This is a genomic window from Paenibacillus glucanolyticus (genome assembly GCF_037333485.1).
GTDB classification, from domain to species: Bacteria; Bacillota; Bacilli; order Paenibacillales; family Paenibacillaceae; genus Paenibacillus_AQ; species Paenibacillus_AQ glucanolyticus.
In genome coordinates this window covers 2,616,852-2,638,853 of the sequence record NZ_CP147845.1, presented here as the reverse complement: position 1 = coordinate 2,638,853, position 22,002 = coordinate 2,616,852, and the positions used below count along the sequence as shown (strand labels likewise).

Sequence of the window (22,002 nt, the reverse complement as noted above, 5' to 3'; positions counted from 1 at the left end):
AGAGCTGACCAGCCAGGCGACCATTTACTCTACATAGTCATAAATAAGGCAAGAAGCTGTCCAGGGACAGCTTCAGGATTCATCATATAAATGCTGATCGTATTGGGATCTGTTATAATTGCCCGTGAAAAAAGATCAATCAGAAGCAGATTCCTCATCTGCATCTGCATCTGCTTCCGCATCCGTTCCGCTGCCCGGGATCAATAGTTTGACCAGCTCCATATCAGCTTGCTCGCGACTGTCGATCCGAATGTCGATATAATGCTTGACCTCAGGCGGACTTGCGTAGAATGGTTCCAGCAATGCTGACCATTTCTTATAATCCGGGTGTCCCCGGAAACCGAGCAAATGATCCTTAATCCCGCTCCAGCGAACAAGGAATATATATTCATCCCTGTTCTCCACACATTTATGAAGCTCATGATCTACATATCCCTTCTTCGTTAACAGAACGCCGGAAGCCGCCCGGAAGGCGCTCTCGAAATCACTCGCAAGCCCGGGTTTAATATAAAGTATCGCTGATTCCAGTATCATATCGTTCCCCCTCTTGATATTTATCCATCAACCGTGAGGCAGCTTGTACTTTGACGGCATCACGCTATGAAAACAGTAGGTGCAGTCAAGTATATGCTGATATAATAAGAAGAATGAATACACTAACGAGGATGAGACAAACATGGCATTCGGCATCTCCAAACAGGAATTGCAGCAATGGAAGCAGCAGGTGGCGCGAGGCGACATCGCTTTTTTGACTCACTACTGGTATGACAAGCGATTCCCCCAGTTCAATACCGTAACCAAGGTGGGCTGTTCGGACATCCGACGTCTTGAAGATTGGTGTTTGTCCAATGGGCTCAATCCGGAGTATATCCATCACCGCCTGCCTTACCCGCATTTTGATCTGATCGGTCCCAAGCAGACCGAATTGCTGCATAAATATGAGCTTGAAGACCATATCACCCGATTTGGTCTGACTTAACAAAACCCGCCCTGTTTCACGGTTCTCATAGAGCATACCGTGCAAACAAGGCGGGTTTTTTAGAATCCTGCTGCAATTAGCTTAGACGGAAGCTTACTCAGACTCGCCGCCAGAACCATCAGATTGCAGATTTACCTGTCAGCTGCTTCAATGTTTTGTTAATCCAGATGGCAGCCGTTGCACCTTCCCCCATAGCTACCGTGGTCAATTCGGAATGAACTCCCAAGTCACCTGCGGCCCAGAGCCATTCAACGCTTGTCATTTTGGACCTGGGATCGGTTATGACATGTCGATTATGCTCAAGCTCTGCCCCGAGCTGCTCAGCCAATTCCGAATAAATGCTGTTCCCTCCAAAGGAGATAAACCCCCGCTCCGCAGGCAAAAGGCTCCCATCCTCCAGCACGACAGCAGAGATGGTGCCGCTCTCCTCAGAACGAATCTCCGCTACCTTCTTCTCCACATACGGAATCCCGAGCTCAGCTAATTGGCGCATATGCTCGGAAGAAGCCGGCTTCCCCTCATGATTGACATAGATAATATCCCTGGTTCGCTCCGATAGCAGCAAGGCCATACTGGCACCGGGATCTCCTGATCCCATCACGACGGTCTTCCGATTCTGGATTTCATACCCGTCACAATCAGGACAGACAAACACCGAACTGCCTAGCGTCGACATCAGGCCCGGAAGCTCCGGGAACCGGTCCATCAAGCCGGTTGCCAGCAGCAGGGTTCGCGCCCGGTATTGGGCTCCGTCTTTCCCGGTTAACACAAAATGCCGCGCTTCATCCCGCTCCGCCTTCCGAATGTCATCCACTGCAAAAGCAACGCCGACAGCCTCTGCCTGCTTGCGTCCCCGCTGCCTCAGCTCTTCGCCTGAAACCCCGTCCGGCCAGCCGAGAATGTTGCGGTAGCTCTTGCATATCGTGGAACGCCCCGTTCCCCTGTCGATCACCAGCACGTCGTAAGCTGAATACCGCCCCAATTGTATAGCGGCCTGCAAACCAGCAATGCCGCCGCCAATAATGATGCAATCCTTCACTTTGGTGTCTATCATGTAGGTTCTCCACTCATTTCTATATAGAATTCATAGCCGGAGCTTTTTGTATCCGGTATGCTTCCTGCAAAAGGTATACCCTAAATATTTAACCAATCCATGGAGATTTACTCCTGGCAATAAAATAGACCTCGGCACATCGTGCCAAGGTCTAAGCTAAATCATACTCTATAGCAGCAGTTGACCGGCTATCGCACCGGCAATCACAACAAGCCACGGCGGGCTTTTCCAGAACATCAGCATTCCAAACAATCCCGCCCCCATCACGAACTCAAGCGGACTATGAATAGAAGATGTCCATATCGGGTGATACAAAGCGGCCAGCAAAATACCGACCACAGCTGCATTCATCCCTGTCAGCATGCCTTGAAGTTTAGGGTTTCTGCGGATGCTGTTCCAGAACGGCATCGACCCCACGATGAGCAGAAATCCGGGCAGAAAAATAGCAAGTGTTGCCACGATGCCCCCAGGTATTCCTTGTATTACAACACCGAGGTAAGCCGCAAAAGTAAACAGCGGTCCAGGTACAGCCTGTGTTGCCCCATAACCGGTCAGGAAATCCTCCTTGGACATCCAGCCGTTTAGCACCGTCTCACTCTCAAGCAGAGGCAGAACCACATGACCCCCGCCGAATACAAGTGACCCGGCACGGTAGAAGCTGTCAACAATGGCCACCCAGCCATTATCGGTCATCGCCCTCAGCAGCGGGAGCCCCACCAGCAAAACAACAAACAAACCTAGGCAAAACAGTCCGGCTGTCCGTCCAATAGGGATCTTCATATCGGCAGCCTTCTCATCGTTAGCCTGCCGCTTAAACAACCACAGTCCCGATATACCGGCAAGAGCAATGACCATTACTTGAGATATGGGAGATTGCCACAGCAGAACGACAGCCATTGCTATAAACGCTAAAGCCGCACGCACGGGGCCCGAAGCCAGCTTCCCCGCCATCCCGAGAACCGCTTGAGCTACTATCGCGACTGCAACAATTTTCAGTCCTTGAATCCATCCAGCCGAGCCCGGATCGAAGGTCTGCATCAGATAGGCAAAAATCATCAGCATGAGCACGGACGGCAGCGTAAATCCGAGCCATGCCACAATGCCGCCCCATAGTCCCGCTCTCATCACACCGACACCAATTCCGACCTGGCTGCTGGCCGGTCCGGGAAGGAACTGAGCCAGTGCCACCAGATCGGCATAACTTTTCTCATCCAGCCACTTTTTTCGCTGAACATAAGTTCCGTGGAAATAGCCGAGATGAGCAATCGGTCCTCCAAACGAGGTGAGTCCCAGCTGAAGAGCAGTCCACCACGTTTCGCTAAGGGCGCGCCATCTTCCGGACGGTTGATTATCGCCCATTTGAGCCTGTGCCTGTGCTTGTTCTTTCTCGATCTCTGTGTTCAATATGTCTTCGCTCCCCTTACGCTAAAGTTCAATGGAAATAGGATTTTCATGAGTGCATGCCTAGGCATGCATCGTATGATTAAATTTTAGGTTACAACATATGCACAACATCAATCCACCTCTTTATGTAAACGCTATGTAAAATCTGAGCAGTAACTGCTATTACTGTTCACCTTGCACCATGTACAAGATGATATAAACTCCAGATATCTTTCACATTCTGTAAGTGAGTAATTATATCTTTTGGAATAGCACTAAATCGTTGATAGCTCCTCACGCAATGATTCGAGGACTTACGCGTAATGCATTACTGAGCTTCTTAGCCATAGATGTATGAGAATGAGACTTCTCATGGTACTCCCCCCTCTTTACTTTCTGGACTATCCCTCGCCATCCTACCCATTTCATTTTTGTCATTGAGTTAGTTCAAAACTTATACATTTAAACAAAAACAAGCCACCATATCAAAAATAGGGCTTGTCTTTAGATTAAATCAAATTTTTTATCTAATTTAGGCTTCATTAATCTTAAAAAACTTAAAGTTGATCTATTTCAAATATTCTAGAACTTTGTTTTACTTTTCCAACTTCGACATGTCCCATCATACCTTAAACTATCATATAAAATTTTGCGCCATCTTTATAGATAATAACCTCAGGTCTTATATCAAAGGTAATATCATATTTATTGTCAACATGCTTCCATGTTAGTCCGTCAGTTAATTCATACAATTACCTTCAACAAAACCCTCTAATTTATAATTAATTTGTGATTCAATGACTCTTAAACTATATACAATAGTGAAAAACGAGCAATAACAGATTAATTGAATATTGAGAGGTTACTCTTCATCACAAAAGAAATAACTCAGCTATAGATCACCGAGTTATTTCTTCATCAATTTTTATTGCATAATTATGAGATACACCCTGAAATAAGAACAAACATTTGTTTGTATACATTTTTTATCGAACTAATTTACATTCGAACTAATTTACATTCAAGTGGTTTACATGAAGATTTTTTTCGTTGCAACATTATTCAAAGTTTATAAACCCAGAACCGTAATTATCTCTCATTTTTCGTAATGTAGATATTCCTTCTTCATATGTCCCACCAGTCGCAATATAAATGGCCTCATTTTGATTATCCTCCATGTCAGTACCCAAAACACTTATATTTAGAAAACTATCGTCAAACCAAATAATACCAAGCATATTGGCATGCTGTGGCGGGTTATTATGAGTCTTATTGTAAATCAAATTCCCCATGTTTATACCATTTTTTCTTTTAAGTACTTCTGTATTGAGAGTTTCATAATTTTCTGTTTTTTTTATCCCTCTAATTTTAATGGAGCCCTTAAAAATATGCTGCCTAAACAAAGGTCGATATATCGTTCCTTCAATATTAATAGAAGTATTCTTAAGAGAGTCGGGATTTCTATCATTAAAAGCAACAGCAGTACGAACAACACTTATTTTTTCTGGAAATTGGTAAATAAATAGAAAAATGATGATTAGCAAAAGAGGGATACCAGTGAATATAATGATTCTTTTCAATTTCCCATCTCCTTTTCTCCCAAAATAGAATAAGATTTGTGCAAAATATTCTACACAAATCTTATTCTTAAATAAAGAAATAAATAGTTCATACTAGGGCGTGTCTTCAAACTCAAGCAAGCCACACCATAATGGATGCCAAGGCCAAAAAAGACTTGAATGTACACGCTAATTTATCATATCGAGTCGCCAAACGACGATAATTCTTTACTTTATTAAAGAAGCATTCCACCAAATGGCGCTCTTTGTAGACATCCCGATCATATTTCGGGATCACTCGGCGGTTTTTCTTCCCGGGAATCACAGGTATGGCCTGTTGTTCCTTCAAAAAGGTCCGAATGGCATTCGTATCATACGCTCGGTCGGCTAGAACTTGCTTCCGGGTCAGTTTCATGCTTTTAAGGAGATTGAAACCTTGGACGGAGTCATGCGCTTCACCTCCGGTCAAGTTGAAGCGAAGTGGATTTCCTAACGCGTCAACTATTGCATGAATTTTCGTGCTTAATCCACCTCGGGAACGTCCGATCGCTTGCTTGCTTTGCCCCCTTTTGCGCCTGATCCATGCTGGTGAACTCGCACTCTAGAGCGAATTCGTTATATACTAATGTCGCTACAATTGCGGATCAGTATATGCTTCTATTCAACAGTCCTGCGGATTATTCACATTTACAGAGTGTATTGCGAAACAGAATGCAAACTCATAAAAATACACTTTCTGGGAAAAGTGCGTTCCTTATTAGCGGCTCAGGTACATCTTATGATGTACGTCAAATTACCGGGGGAACTTGGTCGTTTGCAGGATATGCAAATTCGACACTTGCATATGGGGATCCTGATTATTTCTGGAAACGGGCTTTTGAAGTTACTTTGAATCCTGTTGTTACGTTACAGTAATTATTTACTTGCGGTTATAACTAAAATAGACAAGACGGCTCCTCTTAGGAGCTGTCTTGTCTATTTTAAATAGTTTTAAGGATTCAATACCTCTTTGACCAAGGAGAAATCTACCGAATCAATTTTCCAGCCTTTACTTGTATAAACCAGTTTGGCCGTTCTGTAGAGTGTTTCATTAGGTGCATATTTAGAGTTAGGACCTGAAGATTGAGTCAATTTGGCGCTATTGGTTTCAGTATAACTGATGGCCGATGGATAAATCGTTGTAAATTTAAAGTCGTATTTCAATCCTTTGCTACGTATGATTTCATTGATAAATTTATCCGTAAAGTATGGGCTGAAGTAAGTTCTGATCTGCTTGATTGAAGATAGGTCGGTTGCTTCGTTTAATTTGTTCACGAACACTTGTCTTTGCTTATCTGTTATTTTTTTCGCATTCGGAACTTGAACTTGTGGTTTTTGCATGGTTACCTGGAGTTGTTTTCCCTCCAACGTGATTGTCGCCTGACCAGTTTTTTGGTTCCAATTTACATCTGCTCCCAAAGTTTGACTTACAAAACGGGCCGGCACATAAGTGGAGTTGTAATTTAGTTCCGCTGGAACATCAAGAAGAATTTCCGATTGATTGAGCAAAACTTTGTTAGAATTAAGGGTAAGAACCATTTCTGTAGCATCTTTAGTAATTCTAATTGTTTTTTGTTGTTGATTCCAATCAACGTCTGCTCCTAAGTTTTCAGAAACGGCTCTAAGAGGTATGAGCACCCGATTGTTTTTCAAAATACCACTATCTATTGTAACCGGTGCTTCAGCGGCATAGCTAGATGAGCTGAAGTTAGGCAGTACAAGCATAGATGCTGCCAACATCGTAAGAGACATTTTTTTGAACATTATGATCCTCCTAAAGTTAAGATTATTTGTAAGATTAGACGTCATACATAGAGTAAATGTTTCTTTCTGAAAATAAAAATTTCAGAACAAAGTAGTTGGATGCGACAATAACCTCTCTCCAAGATTTAACCATGTCCTTTAATAACCAATCCTAAAGACTGGTAAATCAACACATTTTCCTGTGCGGTGCTCCGGCGGATCGGTCATGAAATCGATTCGGCCTGCATGTTTGCCTTCAACGTTGTCGGCGCCAGCGCTGATCGTGGTGCGTTCCCTACGCTGGCTATGAAGGAAAAGATAATATGCGGGTCTATATTACCGCTTCCACATCGCCAAGATGGACCGGACCGTCAAACAGGACAACGAGCTTTATAGTTAAATGTTGGTATTACCCAAGTAGTCTCTCCAGCTATTGCAGAGGACATAAATGTAAAAAATTGCTTATCATCTGACTCTCCTTGTTTCTTCACATACATGAAATCAATGTATAAACTGCAATTAAAAGTTCACTTTAGAAATCATGGAACAAAATATAATAAAATAACTAAACTATCCTAATCGTTAGCTCTCCTAAAATCCAATGAAATTTAGCAATTGTCAAGTAAGCTATGATTACAACTGCTTGTTTTATTCGGGCTAATGAATTGAATTGGTGTCCTATTCGGAATGAGAACTTAACTTGTTAAAAAACAAAAAGTCGCGTTTCCGCGACTTTTTTTTTTCTCAGGCTCGAAGCTTATATGCCCGCCGGACCGTTGTCCAGGGAGCTCTTAAAGATGTCCTTAAAAAATACAACCTTGATAATACCCCTCCGCCGTTATGGCTTCTCCATCTTCGGCGTAGATTCACCCGACGCTGAGGTATACCCCGGTTTGGCTGCGCCAAAACCGAAGAAGAACAGCACAACAACAACTGCGGACAAAACCATGAGGGGAACCTTCCAACCATCTGTAGCGTCATGCAGGAACCCGATGAGCATCGGGCCGATCGCGGCCAGCAAGTAACCCAGAGACTGAGCCATCCCTGATAACGCCGCGGCTTCGTGGGCCGTTTTGGTACGTAAAGTAAAGAACATCAGGGACAAACTGAAATTTGTCCCGCCGGAAATACCGACCAACATCACCCATAGGAGATTTAATGAGGACATACCGGATAATAATCCTGCGTAACCAGTGAGCATGGATAATGAAGAGATGGTCACCAGAACGCGCTGATTCGGATTTCGGCCAGCCAGAACAGGAATAATGAAGGAGAACGGCAAACTGACAAATTGAAGTATGGAGAGCATCCACCCGGCAGCACTATAATCCATGCCTTGACTTCTCAGAATCTCGGGCAGCCAAGAGATGTTCACATAGAACGTAAACGATTGAAGCCCCATAAATAAAGTGATATACCAAGCAAGCGGTGAACGAAGCACACTCTGTTGTTTGGTTGCAGTCGAACGGACTTCTGCTGTCTTGTCAGAGCTGCTGCGTTGAATCAGCCATACGATCAGAGCTAATACGGATAATGACGCCCAGATCAACAATGAACCCTGCCAGCCAAGACCTGCTTGCGTTGCAAGCGGGATACTAACCCCGGATGCGATGGCGGCTAGCAGATTCATTGATGCCGAATAAGTGCCTGTCATCAATCCGATATGCCGCGGGAAATCCCGCTTAACGAGACTCGGAAGCAGCACGTTCCCTACGGCTATGGCCATTCCCAGAAATGCAGTTCCCAATAATAAAGTAATCGGCGATGATATGGAACGTATGCCGATTCCGAATGTCAACACCACCATGCTAAGCAGCAGGGTGGTTTCCAGTCCCCACTTTTTGGCCATGGCGGGAGCCATTGGCGATAATAGTGCAAAAGCCAACAGCGGCAGCGTCGTCAGCATACCAGCCATGGTACTCGATATTCCTGTATCCTCACGAATGATCCCGATCAGCGGGCCTACCGAGGTTATCGCCGCTCTCAGGTTAATGGCAATTAGGATAATGCCTGCAAAGATCAACCATGTACGCCCTGTGGAACTTGTGGTTGGTTCTAACGATGTTCTTGATGTCATTACATGGACTCCTTACTCTGTTACGATATGTAAAAACAAACTTATCCGAGTTTATCATAAACCCGGACATTAGGCTACAGCTCTGGAAGGCACTGGCGCTGCTTCACTGGTTAGGGGCACAAGGCATACCCTACACAAGCGGGCTCCAGGCGTACACCGATAACTTTTGAACATCTCGAATTAATTCGGTATACCGTCCCTGAATATCCTCAGATGAAAAATGACGGAATTGCTCAAATATCCCCATGCATCGCAGCATTCCCCGATCGCTTTTAATCTTAATGGAATACTCCAGACTATCTACAATGTACTTCAGCCCACGATCATATTGTTTGGAATTTAAATAGTATATTCCCAATTCGGATAGAAGCCGCGTATATTGGTTCATTGTGACGTGCTTGCTGATCTCACTGATTTCATTTTTCTGAGGTCTGTATTCGAGATAAGCCCTAAATCTTTCAATAATATGATCTACATTTAATTTATACCAATTTGCAGCAAGTATAATGTTACACAATGCAACAAATATTTCATCTTCTCGTGACTCAACATATTCAATATACCTTGGCAGAACGTCCGTTTCTCCAGACATGAGCGTGTAAAGATATCGATTGGCCTCTGCCCAGTCTCTAAACTGGTACATAATTTTACGTTCTTCTTCAGTAGGTTTTATAATCCAATCTGTATTTTCATACAAAGTCGTATAGTATAAAGCTTGCTCGTAATCTCCCTGTTCACCATGGCTCGTTTCTCGAGATAAATATGCATACAAAATATATAAAATCAGAGGCTGACTCGATTCAAAAAAATTTTTCTTATTCCGATACCTTTTCATAGCCTTATTTCCCATTTTTTCAGCTAAAAGGTCTACTTTATTCCACTGTCCCAGGGAACCGTTAATATTGATTAACTTTACATATGCATCTAATTGATACACTTCATCTAATCGTTCTATATACGGCTCAAATAACACCACTGCGTGCCAATTTGTTTCTTGGTTGTCACTTAAACTTTGTAGAAATAGTCGATAATGACATAAGGCAAGCCTCTCAGAATGCTGGAACTTCTCACTCTCTGCTACACACTCATACAATATAACCGCTGCTTTATAATTTTCTTCATTGAACAATTCTTCTGCCAATTCAAAAAGCAGCGGTGCATAGTTGATATTTTCCATCGTTAATCGGGCGGCTTTTTGCAGACAATCCAGCTTGCCAAGCTCTGCACATCGTTGAAGAAAGACTCCTAACCGTCTCCAGTCTGGCGTAGTATGAAATATACATTCAGAAATGTATCGATCATAAAAAAATCCTTCAGTATGTCCTATGCTGGAGGTGATACGATCCAATTGATTCATCGACATGGGACGATTTCCGTTAAGTATACTGCTCAAGGACCCCGTATTCACACCGGATATTCTCGCAAATTGATTTAGCGTTAATTCGTTATCCTGTAAAAATTTCGTTATTTCTCCGCGAATCGTGGCTGTCGTTTTCAAATAACAACACCCCCAGGGAAATCCAAATATTAGTTAGTTCTGCACTTGCGGGCTCCAGGCGTATACCGATAGCTTCTGAACATCCTGGACTAATTCAGTATATCGCCGCTGGGTGTCCTCGGAAGAAAAATGACGGAATTGCTCAAATATCCCCATGCAGCGCAGCATTCCATTGTCACTTTTCGTTCTAATGGAGTACTCCAGACTGTCCAAGATGTATGCCAGTCCACGGTCAAATTGTTTGATATTCAAATAATATATCCCCAGTTCCGCAAGAAGCCGCGTATAGCGGTTTAATGTTACCAGATCGCTCACCTTTCCGAGCTGATTTTGCTGCGTTTTGTAAACCAGATGCTCCTTATACCGATCCAATATATGATCGATATGAAGTTGATAGCGATTGGCTGCAATCATAATGTTACACAGCGCCAAAAAAATTTCATTTTCTCGTGAGTCCACATAATCTACATATTGGCTTAAAGCGTTAGGTTGTCCACTCATTAAACCGTACATATACCGATTAGCCTCAGCCCATTCCCTGAACTGCTCTATAATTAGTAACTCTTCCTCATTAGGTTTGTTTATCCAATCAGGATGTTCATATAACGACACATAAAAAAACGCATTATCATAGTCTCCTTGTTCTTTATGGATACAGGCCTGAATTAAATACGAATATAATATGTAAAAGATAACTGACTTCCTAGGATATTCGTTCGTTCTGAACCTATATCTATTTTGTTGGTAATGAATTTTAGCTTTATGTCCCATTCTTTTCCAAGCGCTACAATTTTATCCCACCGTTGTAATGATATATTCACATTAATCAACTTAACATACGCGTCCAATTGATACATATCATCCAATCTGTCAATATAGGGTTCAAAGTATACAGCAGCTTGTAAATTATCTTCCTGGTTCTCTCCTAATCCGATTACGAATAATCGATACTTACAAAGAGCTAATCGCTCTGAATACTGAAACTTTTCACACTCAGCCACACTTTCGTACAACAAAGCTGCCGCTTTATGCTTGTCCTCATTAAATAAGGCCTCGGCCATATCAAATAGCATCGGTGCATACGATATGTTCTCCAGTATCATTCGGGCTGCCCGATGCAGACAATCCAGCTTTCCCAGCTCTGCACATCGGAGAAGAAACGGCCCCAATCTCCGCCAATCCGGAGTCGCATGAAAGATACACTCAGGAATGTACAGATCATAGAAATAGCCTTCTTCCAGACCCATTGCGTCGGTAATACGATCTAACTGATGCATGGACATGGGACGATTACCATTTAGGATATTACTAAGTGTCCCGCTGTTGATACCCGATATCCTGGCAAATTGATTAATCGTCATATGATGATTCTGCAAAAATGCAACTATTTCCCCGCGAATCGTGGCTGTCGTTTCCAAGTAACAACACCCCCAAATAAAAACCAGATATTAGTAATTTCATGCTATTATTTTGTTGAACCACGGTCAATAGTTATATTTATGACATTAACTATAATATTCAAAAACATTTTATCAGGAAGTTACATAAACTCTGGCCATAATAAAAAAAGATAGCTCCAGATACCACTGAAGCCATCACTTTATGAATCTAACTAAACATATATGTAATTGTCACGTTCCCACTCCGTGATTACTTTGCATCTTCAGAACTTGTGGAATAGTGTTGTCAGCATTTACAGTAAAACTCGAAGTTGCTCCCAGAAAAAGAATACTACAGGCAATCAAAAGATGACCCATTTTTTTTTTCATAATTCTTGCACCTCACTAATTTGTTTTTTATCTCTTCATTGTTTTTATTTTGAAATATAGCGAAAATCTACAAATATTCTCGCATTTTGAAATCTCTTTAATTGTAATAGAATCTACTATATTTTCCAACAAAAAAATGTGAAATAATAACAAAGCTATAGTTATAAAATATAGCATTTCTGAGCTAAACTAATAACTAACGGAAAGACCAATTTTTTTATCGTTAAGCTTTTGAACTTCACACACTAAACTCCTGTATCTTTGTTGCAACTCAAGTGTAGAAAAGCTACGAAATTGTTCGAACAACCCCATACATCTTAACATTCCACTATCACTGTTTATAGCTATGGACTTTTCCAAACTATCTAGAATTAATTCTAATCCCTTATCAAACTGTTTTAAATTCAGATAATATATCCCTAATTCAGCTAACAACCTAGTATATCGATCAACGGTTATTTGTTGAAAAATTACCCCTATATGATTCTTTTGTTTTTTGAATCCAATATAACTCTTAAATTTTTCCAAGATATGATCTACTTGTAGCTGATATCTATTTGCAGCAATCATAATGTTGCAAATTGCGAGAAATATTTCATCTTCCTTATCAGTGATGTATTTTACATATTCCGAAAGTGCTCCATCATTTCCAGCCATTAGTTTATAGAGATATCTGTTTGCCTCGGCCCACTCACTAAACTGTTTAATTATACGAAGCTCTTCTTCATTTGACTCATTTTTGAGCCATTCTGGATCAGAATACATAGAAACATACTTCAATGCTAAATCATAGGCTCCACGTTCATAATAAACAGTGGCTTTTATTAAATGTGAATATAACTTATAGAAAACGATCGGTTTACTTCTCTCTTCTTCTTGTCCAAACATGCCCACTTCGTATTGATACTGGATTGAAGCTATTCTCCCCATTTTATCAGTTAGCTCATCAACTTTGTTCCATCTATTCAACGATACGTTTAAGTTAATCAGCTCTCTTAGCGCATCCAATTGATAGACCTCATCTAATCTATCAATATAAGGTTCAAAGTATACTGCAGCCCTTGAATTAACCTCCTGATCATCACCCAATTCCAACGTAAACAATCGATACTGGCATAAAGCCAGCCGCTCGGAATGCTGGAATCTCTCACTCTCAGCCACGCTCTTATAGAGCAGCACCGCCGCCTCGTGCTTCCCCTCTCTGAAAAAAACCTCCGCCGTTTCAAAGAGTAAGGGAGAATAGGAAATATTATCCATTGTCATCCGGACGGCCTTGTCCAGACAATCCAGCTTTCCCAGGTCTGCGCACCGGTGAAGAAACGGTCCCAGCCGACGCCAATCCGGTGTGGCATGAAATATGCATTCATCTATATACAGCTCGTAAAAATAACCCTCTTCCAAACCCATCCCTGCCGTAATCCGGTCCAATTGCTGCATGGAAATCGGTCGATTTCCGTTCAGAATGTTGCTGAGTGTGCCGCTATTGACCTCCGATATTTCAGCAAACCGATTAATCGTCATCTCGTTCTTATGTAGGAACTCTTCCATTTGTTCGCGAATCGTGGCTGTCATTTCCAAGCTAACACCACCCTTTAGGATCAGAACCCAAATATTAGTATATCTCTTTATAGTAATCATATTGATTAATATTCCAGCGGTCAATACTTAATTACGTCATATTTTTACACAAAATAACCAAAACACTTTAAAAATACCAAATATATTTACATTTCTCATCTATTTTATATATCGTCCGTTTTATTTCTACTATGAGAAAAAGCGCTCCGAAAATTTCGGATACGCTTCTTCTGCTTCCTCATTATATACTCTCCTGCTTTAATGCATCAATAATGTTTTCCTTCTTCACCTTCGAGCCGGAGTACAACATGGCGGAACCGACAATGACAAATACCGCGACCATGACAGACAGAACGCTCAGCCACGGGAAGGTGAACTCGTAGCTAAATTTGTTCGCAAATGCTCTATCGATCAGATACATCACAACGAAACTGATGGGAAGACCGAAGATCAGCGACTTGACCCCGTAAAAAACACTTTCGTAGTTCATCATTTTCGCAAACCCTTTTGGCGTCATGCCAACGGATTTCAGCATCGCAAACTCTACTTTTCGAAGAGATATGCCGGTTGAGATCGTATTAAATATGTTCGCGATGGAAATCGCCGATATGAGTACGATAAAACCGTATGAAAAGACCGACATCAATCGTATCTGTTGTTCCTCGCTTCTTCTGGATTGATACACATTGTAGATATTCAGATTGGTCTCATGCATCTCTTCGATTTCCTGCTGCGTTTTCATCGGTTCCGTGCTTCTCAGATGGACGTATGTCTGAACGTTAGCTGAATCCTCGTTGTCTGTCAGTCGATCCATGACGCGTTCCGACACAATGATATTCAACCCGCCAACACCTACCGGGTTCATCCCCATGGGAGCTTGATCCGTCAATGCGGCAACGGTCACGTTGCTTATCTTCTTCGTTGATCCGCCACTTTCTTCACTGATATTCGTTAATTCGATGCTTTGACCGATATTCGCATACATAGCCTTCGTCTGGATATATCTCCCCGTATTCATGTCTTGGTAATGGATTGTATCCATCACAATTGCGGCGGTATGATCCGGATCCGTAAGCTGCGTGTAATCTGCGCCGACGGCTGTGGCATAGGCTTGCAGACTGGAATCGTTCAGTGCATGAATCTTGATATTGTAAGGATATTTCCCGTTCTGAAGCAACTCCCTATCCTTCTTAACCTTCTCCTGCAATTCTTCGGCAATCAACGCTTCCTCGATCCAAGCGTTCTTGTACCACTCGTGAGTCATATTGTACTCTGTAACACCATCCAGGGAAACAATCGATTGCATCAACCGTTCGTCTATTCTTTTGCCGCTGCTGTACGATACTTCAATATCAAAGTCGACGCCTTCCTGCGACAGATCCAGGGATCGTTTCATACCGACGGTGAAAAACGATACCGTTAGAAACAAAACGATGCTGATAACAAGCGAAAATACGATAGCATGATATCTCCGTTTGTTCCGTTTTAAATTTTTCAGCCCGATCTCCGCTTCAATGCCGAACAGCTTGCGAATGAACTTCGACGTTCTCACGGCTTTGACCGTAAGTTTCACATCGGTGGTTTGGCGAATCGCGTCCATGGCGGATACCTTGGATGCTCGGATCGCCGGGACATACGTCGAAATGAAAATCGTCAGCATCGACACCATACAAGTAATCAAGAGTGATAACGGCGTGACGATGAGTCTCAACTCTTCTTGGGTCCATAATGCCCCTTGAATCATGGAATTCATGAACCAAAAGGTGATTCCAATTCCGGCAAGCCCGCATAGGATGCCAATAGGAATGCTGATCAAGCCAATGACAATGCCTTCAAAAAGCACTGAATTTCGCTTCTGTCTCTTCGTAGCCCCCACACTCGCAAGCATCCCTAAATGGCGGGAGCGTTCCGAGACGGATATCGCAAAAGCATTATAGATGAGCGAAACCGAGCCGATCATAATGACCCCCATAATGATCGCTGATAAGGAGAACATCATGCTGTACGAGGCTTCGCTTTTGGACAGGCCGTAATAATGAAGCAAGCTGTTATTATATTGGACGTTACCGATATCGTTCTTCTCAGCCAACTCCTCCGCATGAACGAACAAGAACGGGTTGACACGCTGTAACACCACCAACGCATCGACTCGATCGTCTGCCCCGATGAAATTTTCATCGACATAACTAAGGATTGTATACCCCGGGGCCCAAGCCGATTCCCATACGGGAGATTTAATGATGCCTACCACCGTATACTCCCTTGTCTTGACATGCTCCAGCGTTTCGGTCAATGTGCCGTCTTCCCTGCGCAGCGGTTCGGTCTGGTCCAGACAATGATTGCCTTCTTGCTCGAATCGTTCCCCGACGCGAAGGGTGAGATGATCGCCGATGTCGTAATTCACTTTGCCGTCCATTGCAACAGCTTCGGATATGACAACTTCCTTGTCCGTCTGCGGGAGACGTCCCTTGCTTAGGTCAATCTGAAATTGCTCAAAACCTTGCGCATTATATTCCTTGATGAATAAATACGGCTTATTGGGATTCTCACCCCCTTCTAATGGGGCGTACCCAACATCTCTTGTCATCGCAACAGATTTGGATTCGTCATCGCCCTGTATTGCCGCAAGCTGCTCCTTGGTGACATCTTGATATTGGACATGCCACTCCCCGGTGTCTGCAATGGTGTGCCTGACCATTACATCCGAGAAGGAAAACACAAGCGTAGCGACAGCGGTCACCATGGCAACCGATATGATGACGCCGATGATCGTTACCAGCGTCCGTCTCTTGTTCTGCTTCAGATGCCGGATGGTTAGTGTATGAACAATGTTCATCGCCTGATCACCTCGTCTTTGGCAATCCTCCCGTCTTCAATTGAGATGATCCTGTCGGCTTGCAAGGCGATTCGTTCATCATGCGTGATAACGATCAGCGTCTGCTGATAGGTCTTATTCAACATTTTTAATAAATCGACGATCTCGCTGCTATTCTTGCTGTCCAGATTCCCGGTCGGCTCGTCGGCCAGCATGATCGCAGGATTGCCGATGAGCGCTCTGCCAATCGAGACCCGCTGCTGCTGTCCGCCGGATAACTGATTCGGCAGATGATTTAACCGATGCTGCAAATTCAGCGTATTCACAAGGCTGTCCAACTGCTGTTGATCTACCTTTTGCTTGTCCAGCAAGAGCGGCAGCGTCATATTCTCCTCCACCGTCAGGACGGGAATCAGATTGAAAAACTGGTAGATCAAGCCGATTTGCCTGCGTCTGAAGATGGCCAGCTGCGTTTCGTTCAAGGTATACATGTCCGTATCCTGAACAAAAACTTTGCCGCCAGTCGGCCGATCCACGCCGCCCAGCATATGAAGCAGTGTCGATTTCCCCGAACCGGACGGGCCGATAATCGCAATGAATTCGCCTTTTTGCACCGAAAAAGAAACATCGTCAAGCGCCTTCACTGCCGATTCACCTGTGCCATATATTTTAGACAACTGCTCGATTCTTAAAATTTCCATTGCCATACCTCCTGCTCTTAATACTCAATTCCAGAAATATACCATTTCTCTAAATCCAACATCCCACAGGGTTGCATTGCCCTCCAGGGTGATCGTAAGCTCATGGGCCTGCGGAATGAGGATTTCGGACATATTCGCCTCATGGCGTTGCGCTTCTGCATATACGGACAGCATCTCATGTCCATCGACAGCAACCCTGATGCTGCCATGGGATTCCTTTTGATCAGGAATTCCATAATTCAGGTAGAGATAGATCTCCTCCTTGTTGCCTAACGTATACGTGTACGCCTCCTTCATTTTGCCTTCGATGCTGTACACATTATATTGGGGTTCTACAATTTGACCGCCGATGCTGAGACTGTATCGCTGGGTTCCCCTTGATGGGTTTCCGGTGCTGTCTTTCCATTCATTTATCGCCACAAACGGACCCATTTCTTTGGTAAACACTTGGTCAACTATACCGAAGACTCCCCATACCCCGAGCAGCAGGACAACACTGGAAATGCCCGCAGCAGCTATATTTCTCCAGTCGTTTTTTGTACGAAAGCCGAGTTTGTACGCCCCGAATCCGATGGCTGCGCCCGATGCGTTCTGTATGACGTCATTCATATCGAAGCTGCCGAGAAACGTCAGTGCCTGAATGGTCTCCAGGATGAGAATGGACAGGATGAACCCCGTCAGGAATCGTATAAAGCTGGTCTGATATAACAACGGAATCAAAATGCCAAAAGGGATGAAGGCTGCGATGTTCCCAAAGCCGACAAGATCCATCAGTGCAGGATGCAGAAGTTCGGATATATCTGGCAGCCTAAAAAAACTGTCCGGCAAGAACATAAAGGTGTGCTCCGTAATCTGATCTACCGTGTCTAATCGACCGAAAGCGAAAAACAAAAAATAAAGAATCAACAGGGTGTAACCTATCGTGAGGCCCAATATCATCTTGCGGTGTTGCTTCAATTGCATGGTTTCACCTCCATCGTTTAGCTGATGAATATCATTTTATCTGTCTAAAATGACTTTCCCGTGACGATGGAGGTGACAATTCAGTCACTTACGGCGTGCCGCCCCGCTATACCACTTGCTTATAAAATTTAATTCGGAACTGCGTACCCTGCTCACTGTCGCTCATCACATCGATCACGCCGTTCTGGCTGGCAACGATGCTATGTGCCATCGCAAGTCCTATGCCAATGCTTCCCTCACCGGCATTTTTCCCTTTGTAAAAACGCTTGAAAATGTAGGGCAGATCCTCTTTCGGGATGCCTATTCCATTGTCTGTTATGACAATTTCCGTAAATAGCGTGTTTTCGGAATATGTGATGGCGATCGCTCCGCCTTCAGGCGTATGCTCCACACCGTTTTTTAGAATATTGATGACCGCTTCGGCAGTCCAATTGAAATCGCCGACAAAAGAAACGTTATCATCGCCCGCGATAGAAACGGACTGTCCCTTGATATCCATCGGAATCATGATCGGCTCTAATGCCTTCTGAATAAGGCTTTTCACGAGGATTGGATCTTTCTTGAAAGGGATGGTCTTCGCGTCCATTTTCGATAGCTTTAATAAGGAAGAAACCAGCCAATCGATGCGTTCAAGCTGGACGCGAATATGATGGGTGAACTCTGATCTTTTGGCAGGAGGCAGGTCAGGGGCGCTTAACAAATCCGCCATCACGGTCATGGAGGTAAGCGGCGTTTTGAGCTGATGCGAAATATCGGAGATGGCATCCGTCAACTGGATTTTGTCCCGCTGCAATAGAGAGCGGTGCTCCGAGAGCATAAGGGTCACTTTGTAAATATCATTCTTGAGAATGCTCAGCTCGCCTTCTTGATTATCGCGAATGTCAAGGGAATCATTACCGTTGCTAATTTCCCGTAAATAGGCGGACAGCTTCGCCAGCTCGCGATATCTCCATCTCGTGAATAACAAACTGGTGCCAATAAGCAGAATGGACAGAATGGCAACAAACGCCGCCGTGACAGACGAGATAAAGGCAGCAGTAACAATCGCCGATAAGCTGATTGCGCCCATGGCGAGCAATAACATTTGGACTTCCCGATTACGCAGCATCTAATCACCGACCTTATAGCCTAATCCGCGTACGGTTTTGATCAAAGTCGGATGTCCTGGATCATCCTCCAGCTTTTCCCTTAGCCTTTTGATATAAACCGTTAACGTATTGTCATTCACGAAGTCGCCGGCCACGTCCCAGATTTGCTCCAGAAGCTGATTCCTTGTGAGAACCTGTCCAATGTGGTTGCCAAAGATCAGCAGTAGACGATACTCTAAGGCGGTAAGTGGAATTTCGGTCCCTTTTTTATGTACTTTGCCTTCCAGCGTATTGATTCGGATATGATCGATGTCTATGATCGCTCTGGTGTGGGACGGCTTCTGGTATCTCCGCAAGACGGACTTGATCCGGGAGAGCAGCTCACGAACTCGAAATGGTTTGGTAATGTAGTCGTCGGCTCCCATGTCGAGCCCCATCACGACATTGACTTCATCGTCGATCACCGTTAAGAAGATGACCGGAATGTCTCGTCGCTCTTTCACCAGCTTACACAATTCGTAGCCGCTCCCGTCCGGAAGCTGTAAATCGAACAAGCATAACGCAAACTGATCTATGTCCTCGGCGAGCACCCTCTGGGCTGATGCAACATCATGGCAGAGAACAGTTGAAAAACCATCCTGCTGCAGCGAATATTCCAGACCCGATGCAACCGTCTTATCGTCTTCGACTAATAAAATGTTCATCTGCAAATCATCTTTGTGAACGACCATGGATCAACAAGCCTCCTATATTCAAACGTCCGCTAATTAAGATTAGCAGTCGTCAGGCATTTTACAACAAAGCATACACTTGATATTTCTGTTGGATTGTAGTTGTGGTTCACCCAACATTAACACGTTATCAGGAATCCATGCAAAAAGCGATGGAGATGACGGACAAGGAAGGAATCAGAGTATAAAAAAAACGCTAAACCCTCAGTCTTAAGGGCTTAGCGAATATATTGGATGAAGTGTATCTCATCTCACAACAATATGTTTATCCCAGAACTAGACGATCGTCAGACAGCTTGTGACCGCTAATCTGCTCAAATTCCCCTAACAGCTGCTCCACCGTCAGGGATTTCTTGCGCTCTTCGTCCACATCCAGAATGATTCGTCCCTTATCCATCATGATAAGGCGATTGCCCAGACGAATGGCTTGTTCCATATTGTGCGTAACCATCAGCGTGGTCAGCTTCATATCCCGCACGATTTCATCGGTTATTCGGGTGATCAGCTCGGCACGGGCCGGATCAAGCGCTGCCGTGTGCTCATCCAGCAGCAGGATTTGCGGCTGCGTGAAGGTCGCCATCAGCAAGCTAAGCGCCTGGCGCTCCCCGCCGGACAGCATCCCTACTTTGGCCCGAAGCCGATCCTCAAGGCCAATGCCAAGCCGCTCCAAATGCTTGCGGAAGCTGGCGCGCTTGGAGGCTGTAACGCCTATGCTGAGCCCGCGGGACTGGCCGCGGCGATGAGCCATCGCCAGATTCTCTTCAATGGTCATATGCGGCGCAGTGCCCGCCATCGGATCCTGAAATACGCGGCCGATCCAGCGACTGCGACGGAATTCCGGCAGATGGCCGATCGAAGTGCCGTCAATACGCACTTCTCCGGCATCCGGCTTCATCACGCCAGAGATGATATTCATCAATGTGGATTTGCCTGCACCGTTACTCCCGATAACCGTCACGAAATCCCCCGGCTTCAAGTGAAGATTGACATCCATCAAGGCAATCTTCTCATCCACCGTGCCCGGATTAAACAGCTTGGAGACATGATTCATTTCCAGCATCAGAGCGCACCTCCTTTGCTCTTCCCTTGAGCTGCCAATAGTTCGATTGAACGCCTCCGTGCCTGTGAACGCTGTTTCATCGCCCGGTTGATGGTTGGAACCACCAGGGCAATAATAACGATAACAGCGGTAATTAATTTCAGATCCGAAGCTTCGAGCCATGGAATCTCATAAGCAGCGGCAACGACAATCCGATAAATAATCGAACCGCAGATTACAGCCAGCGTCGTCCGGAATACCGAACCGGTACCCAGAACAGCCTCGCCAATGATAACGGACGCCAAGCCAATGACAATCATTCCAATACCGGAACCGATGTCCGCAAAACTTGACTGCTGGGCAACCACAGCACCGGATAAAGCGACCAGTCCGTTCGAGATGCTAAGTCCCAGAATCGTGCTTGTATCGGTATTCGCGCCAAAGCTGCGAATCATCCGCTTGTTATCCCCTGTCGCACGGAGCGCAAGGCCAAGATCCGTGCGGAAGAATGCATCCAGCAGCAGCTTTCCAATAATTACAATCACCAACATAATATAGATCGGATCAATAGACCCGAAGATAATTTCTTCCTGACTTAGTGAGATGTTAGGTTTGCCCATAATTCTCATATTGATCGAGTACAAGGCAATCATCATGATGATACCGGAGAGCAGCCCGTTAATCTTGCCCTTGGTATGCAGCAAGCCCGTACAGATACCGGCTACCATGCCCCCGGCAAATGCAGCCAGCGTTGCAAGCCACGGATTCACACCGTTTGTAATCAGGATCGCTGCAATCGCTGCCCCTGTCGTAAAACTTCCATCCACGGTCAGATCCGGAAAATCCAGAATTCGGAACGTAATATATACGCCGAGCGCCATCAGCGCATACAGCAGCCCCAATTCAATTGGACCATCCAGTTTCATCACGAAATCCAGCATGTCTTTGACCTCCTTTAGGATTAAGCAAGGCGCGGGCTGTTATCT

17 protein-coding genes and 1 pseudogene are annotated in these 22,002 nt (G+C 44.4%); 1 reads left to right on the top strand and 17 read right to left on the bottom strand.

From position 1 onward, the window contains the following. Positions 1 to 135: 135 nt before the first annotated feature. Positions 136 to 534, bottom strand: coding sequence for an antibiotic biosynthesis monooxygenase (locus WDY75_RS12735; RefSeq protein ID WP_063479964.1), 399 nt, complete (start codon positions 532 to 534; stop codon positions 136 to 138). Between the two features lie 142 nt (positions 535 to 676). On the opposite strand from WDY75_RS12735, the gene WDY75_RS12730 reads away from it, so the two are divergent. Then, positions 677 to 979, top strand: a complete 303-nt coding sequence (locus WDY75_RS12730) for a hypothetical protein (RefSeq protein ID WP_063479965.1) — start codon at positions 677 to 679, stop codon at positions 977 to 979. A gap of 118 nt (positions 980 to 1,097) precedes the next feature. Here WDY75_RS12730 and WDY75_RS12725 read toward each other — a convergent pair whose 3' ends face one another. From WDY75_RS12725 to WDY75_RS12655, 16 genes and pseudogenes are all read right to left on the bottom strand, one after another. Continuing rightward, positions 1,098 to 2,033, bottom strand: a complete 936-nt coding sequence (locus WDY75_RS12725; protein ID WP_063479966.1) for an NAD(P)/FAD-dependent oxidoreductase — start codon at positions 2,031 to 2,033, stop codon at positions 1,098 to 1,100. Positions 2,034 to 2,201: 168 nt separating this feature from the next. Then, a complete protein-coding gene (chrA, locus tag WDY75_RS12720; protein ID WP_370511100.1) occupies positions 2,202 to 3,392 on the bottom strand; it encodes a chromate efflux transporter in 1,191 nt (396 codons plus the stop codon). A gap of 1,082 nt (positions 3,393 to 4,474) precedes the next feature. After that, positions 4,475 to 4,996 carry a hypothetical protein gene (locus tag WDY75_RS12715; protein WP_063479967.1) on the bottom strand — a complete coding sequence of 174 codons (522 nt, stop codon included), beginning with the start codon at positions 4,994 to 4,996 and terminating at the stop codon, positions 4,475 to 4,477. A 112-nt stretch (positions 4,997 to 5,108) separates the two neighbouring features. Beyond that, complete coding sequence (locus tag WDY75_RS30740) at positions 5,109 to 5,522, bottom strand: IS5 family transposase (RefSeq protein WP_082834418.1); 414 nt, start codon at positions 5,520 to 5,522, stop codon at positions 5,109 to 5,111. Positions 5,523 to 5,965: 443 nt separating this feature from the next. After that, a complete protein-coding gene (locus WDY75_RS12710; protein ID WP_063479969.1) occupies positions 5,966 to 6,778 on the bottom strand; it encodes a stalk domain-containing protein in 813 nt (270 codons plus the stop codon). An 817-nt stretch (positions 6,779 to 7,595) separates the two neighbouring features. Continuing rightward, positions 7,596 to 8,834 carry a CynX/NimT family MFS transporter gene (locus WDY75_RS12705; RefSeq protein ID WP_063479970.1) on the bottom strand — a complete coding sequence of 413 codons (1,239 nt, stop codon included), beginning with the start codon at positions 8,832 to 8,834 and terminating at the stop codon, positions 7,596 to 7,598. A 130-nt stretch (positions 8,835 to 8,964) separates the two neighbouring features. After that, positions 8,965 to 10,332, bottom strand: a complete 1,368-nt coding sequence (locus WDY75_RS12700; protein ID WP_063479971.1) for a helix-turn-helix transcriptional regulator — start codon at positions 10,330 to 10,332, stop codon at positions 8,965 to 8,967. Between the two features lie 33 nt (positions 10,333 to 10,365). Then, a pseudogene (locus WDY75_RS12695) lies at positions 10,366 to 11,750 on the bottom strand (helix-turn-helix domain-containing protein). 540 nt (positions 11,751 to 12,290) lie between these two features. Further along, positions 12,291 to 13,679 (bottom strand): helix-turn-helix domain-containing protein, encoded by a 1,389-nt coding sequence (locus WDY75_RS12690; protein ID WP_063480511.1) that lies wholly within the window; start codon positions 13,677 to 13,679, stop codon positions 12,291 to 12,293. 241 nt (positions 13,680 to 13,920) lie between these two features. Then, positions 13,921 to 16,515: an FtsX-like permease family protein gene (locus WDY75_RS12685; RefSeq protein ID WP_063479972.1), complete on the bottom strand. Its 2,595-nt coding sequence runs from the start codon at positions 16,513 to 16,515 to the stop codon at positions 13,921 to 13,923. Further along, the gene (locus WDY75_RS12680) at positions 16,512 to 17,195 is read right to left on the bottom strand and encodes an ABC transporter ATP-binding protein (RefSeq protein WP_006211152.1); all 684 of its coding nucleotides are present in this window, start codon (positions 17,193 to 17,195) and stop codon (positions 16,512 to 16,514) included. Before WDY75_RS12680 ends, WDY75_RS12685 begins: the two co-directional genes overlap by 4 nt. A gap of 24 nt (positions 17,196 to 17,219) precedes the next feature. After that, a complete protein-coding gene (locus WDY75_RS12675) occupies positions 17,220 to 18,158 on the bottom strand; it encodes a VanZ family protein (protein ID WP_006211153.1) in 939 nt (312 codons plus the stop codon). A gap of 106 nt (positions 18,159 to 18,264) precedes the next feature. Next, entirely contained in the window at positions 18,265 to 19,266 is a 1,002-nt protein-coding gene (locus WDY75_RS12670) for a sensor histidine kinase (RefSeq protein WP_063479973.1), read from the bottom strand. Next, on the bottom strand, positions 19,267 to 19,950 hold the full coding sequence (locus WDY75_RS12665) for a response regulator transcription factor (protein ID WP_063480512.1): 684 nt from the start codon (positions 19,948 to 19,950) through the stop codon (positions 19,267 to 19,269). 292 nt (positions 19,951 to 20,242) lie between these two features. Further along, entirely contained in the window at positions 20,243 to 21,037 is a 795-nt protein-coding gene (locus WDY75_RS12660; RefSeq protein WP_006211156.1) for an ABC transporter ATP-binding protein, read from the bottom strand. Then, positions 21,037 to 21,957 (bottom strand): ABC transporter permease, encoded by a 921-nt coding sequence (locus WDY75_RS12655; protein ID WP_063479974.1) that lies wholly within the window; start codon positions 21,955 to 21,957, stop codon positions 21,037 to 21,039. The genes WDY75_RS12660 and WDY75_RS12655 overlap by 1 nt, the downstream gene beginning before the upstream one ends. Between the last annotated feature and the right edge of the window lie 45 nt (positions 21,958 to 22,002).

What these genes read in the sequence shown, in the direction of transcription:
- WDY75_RS12735 (WP_063479964.1), bottom strand. Translation starts at nt 534, where the DNA reads ATGATACTGGAATCAGCGATACTTTATATTAAACCCGGGCTTGCGAGT.
- WDY75_RS12730 (WP_063479965.1), top strand. Translation starts at nt 677, where the DNA reads ATGGCATTCGGCATCTCCAAACAGGAATTGCAGCAATGGAAGCAGCAG.
- WDY75_RS12725 (WP_063479966.1), bottom strand. Translation starts at nt 2,033, where the DNA reads ATGATAGACACCAAAGTGAAGGATTGCATCATTATTGGCGGCGGCATT.
- chrA (WP_370511100.1), bottom strand. Translation starts at nt 3,392, where the DNA reads ATGGGCGATAATCAACCGTCCGGAAGATGGCGCGCCCTTAGCGAAACG.
- WDY75_RS12710 (WP_063479969.1), bottom strand. Translation starts at nt 6,778, where the DNA reads ATGTTCAAAAAAATGTCTCTTACGATGTTGGCAGCATCTATGCTTGTA.
- WDY75_RS12705 (WP_063479970.1), bottom strand. Translation starts at nt 8,834, where the DNA reads ATGACATCAAGAACATCGTTAGAACCAACCACAAGTTCCACAGGGCGT.
- WDY75_RS12685 (WP_063479972.1), bottom strand. Translation starts at nt 16,515, where the DNA reads ATGAACATTGTTCATACACTAACCATCCGGCATCTGAAGCAGAACAAG.
- WDY75_RS12680 (WP_006211152.1), bottom strand. Translation starts at nt 17,195, where the DNA reads ATGGAAATTTTAAGAATCGAGCAGTTGTCTAAAATATATGGCACAGGT.
- WDY75_RS12675 (WP_006211153.1), bottom strand. Translation starts at nt 18,158, where the DNA reads ATGCAATTGAAGCAACACCGCAAGATGATATTGGGCCTCACGATAGGT.
- WDY75_RS12670 (WP_063479973.1), bottom strand. Translation starts at nt 19,266, where the DNA reads ATGCTGCGTAATCGGGAAGTCCAAATGTTATTGCTCGCCATGGGCGCA.
- WDY75_RS12665 (WP_063480512.1), bottom strand. Translation starts at nt 19,950, where the DNA reads ATGAACATTTTATTAGTCGAAGACGATAAGACGGTTGCATCGGGTCTG.
- WDY75_RS12660 (WP_006211156.1), bottom strand. Translation starts at nt 21,037, where the DNA reads ATGCTGGAAATGAATCATGTCTCCAAGCTGTTTAATCCGGGCACGGTG.
- WDY75_RS12655 (WP_063479974.1), bottom strand. Translation starts at nt 21,957, where the DNA reads ATGCTGGATTTCGTGATGAAACTGGATGGTCCAATTGAATTGGGGCTG.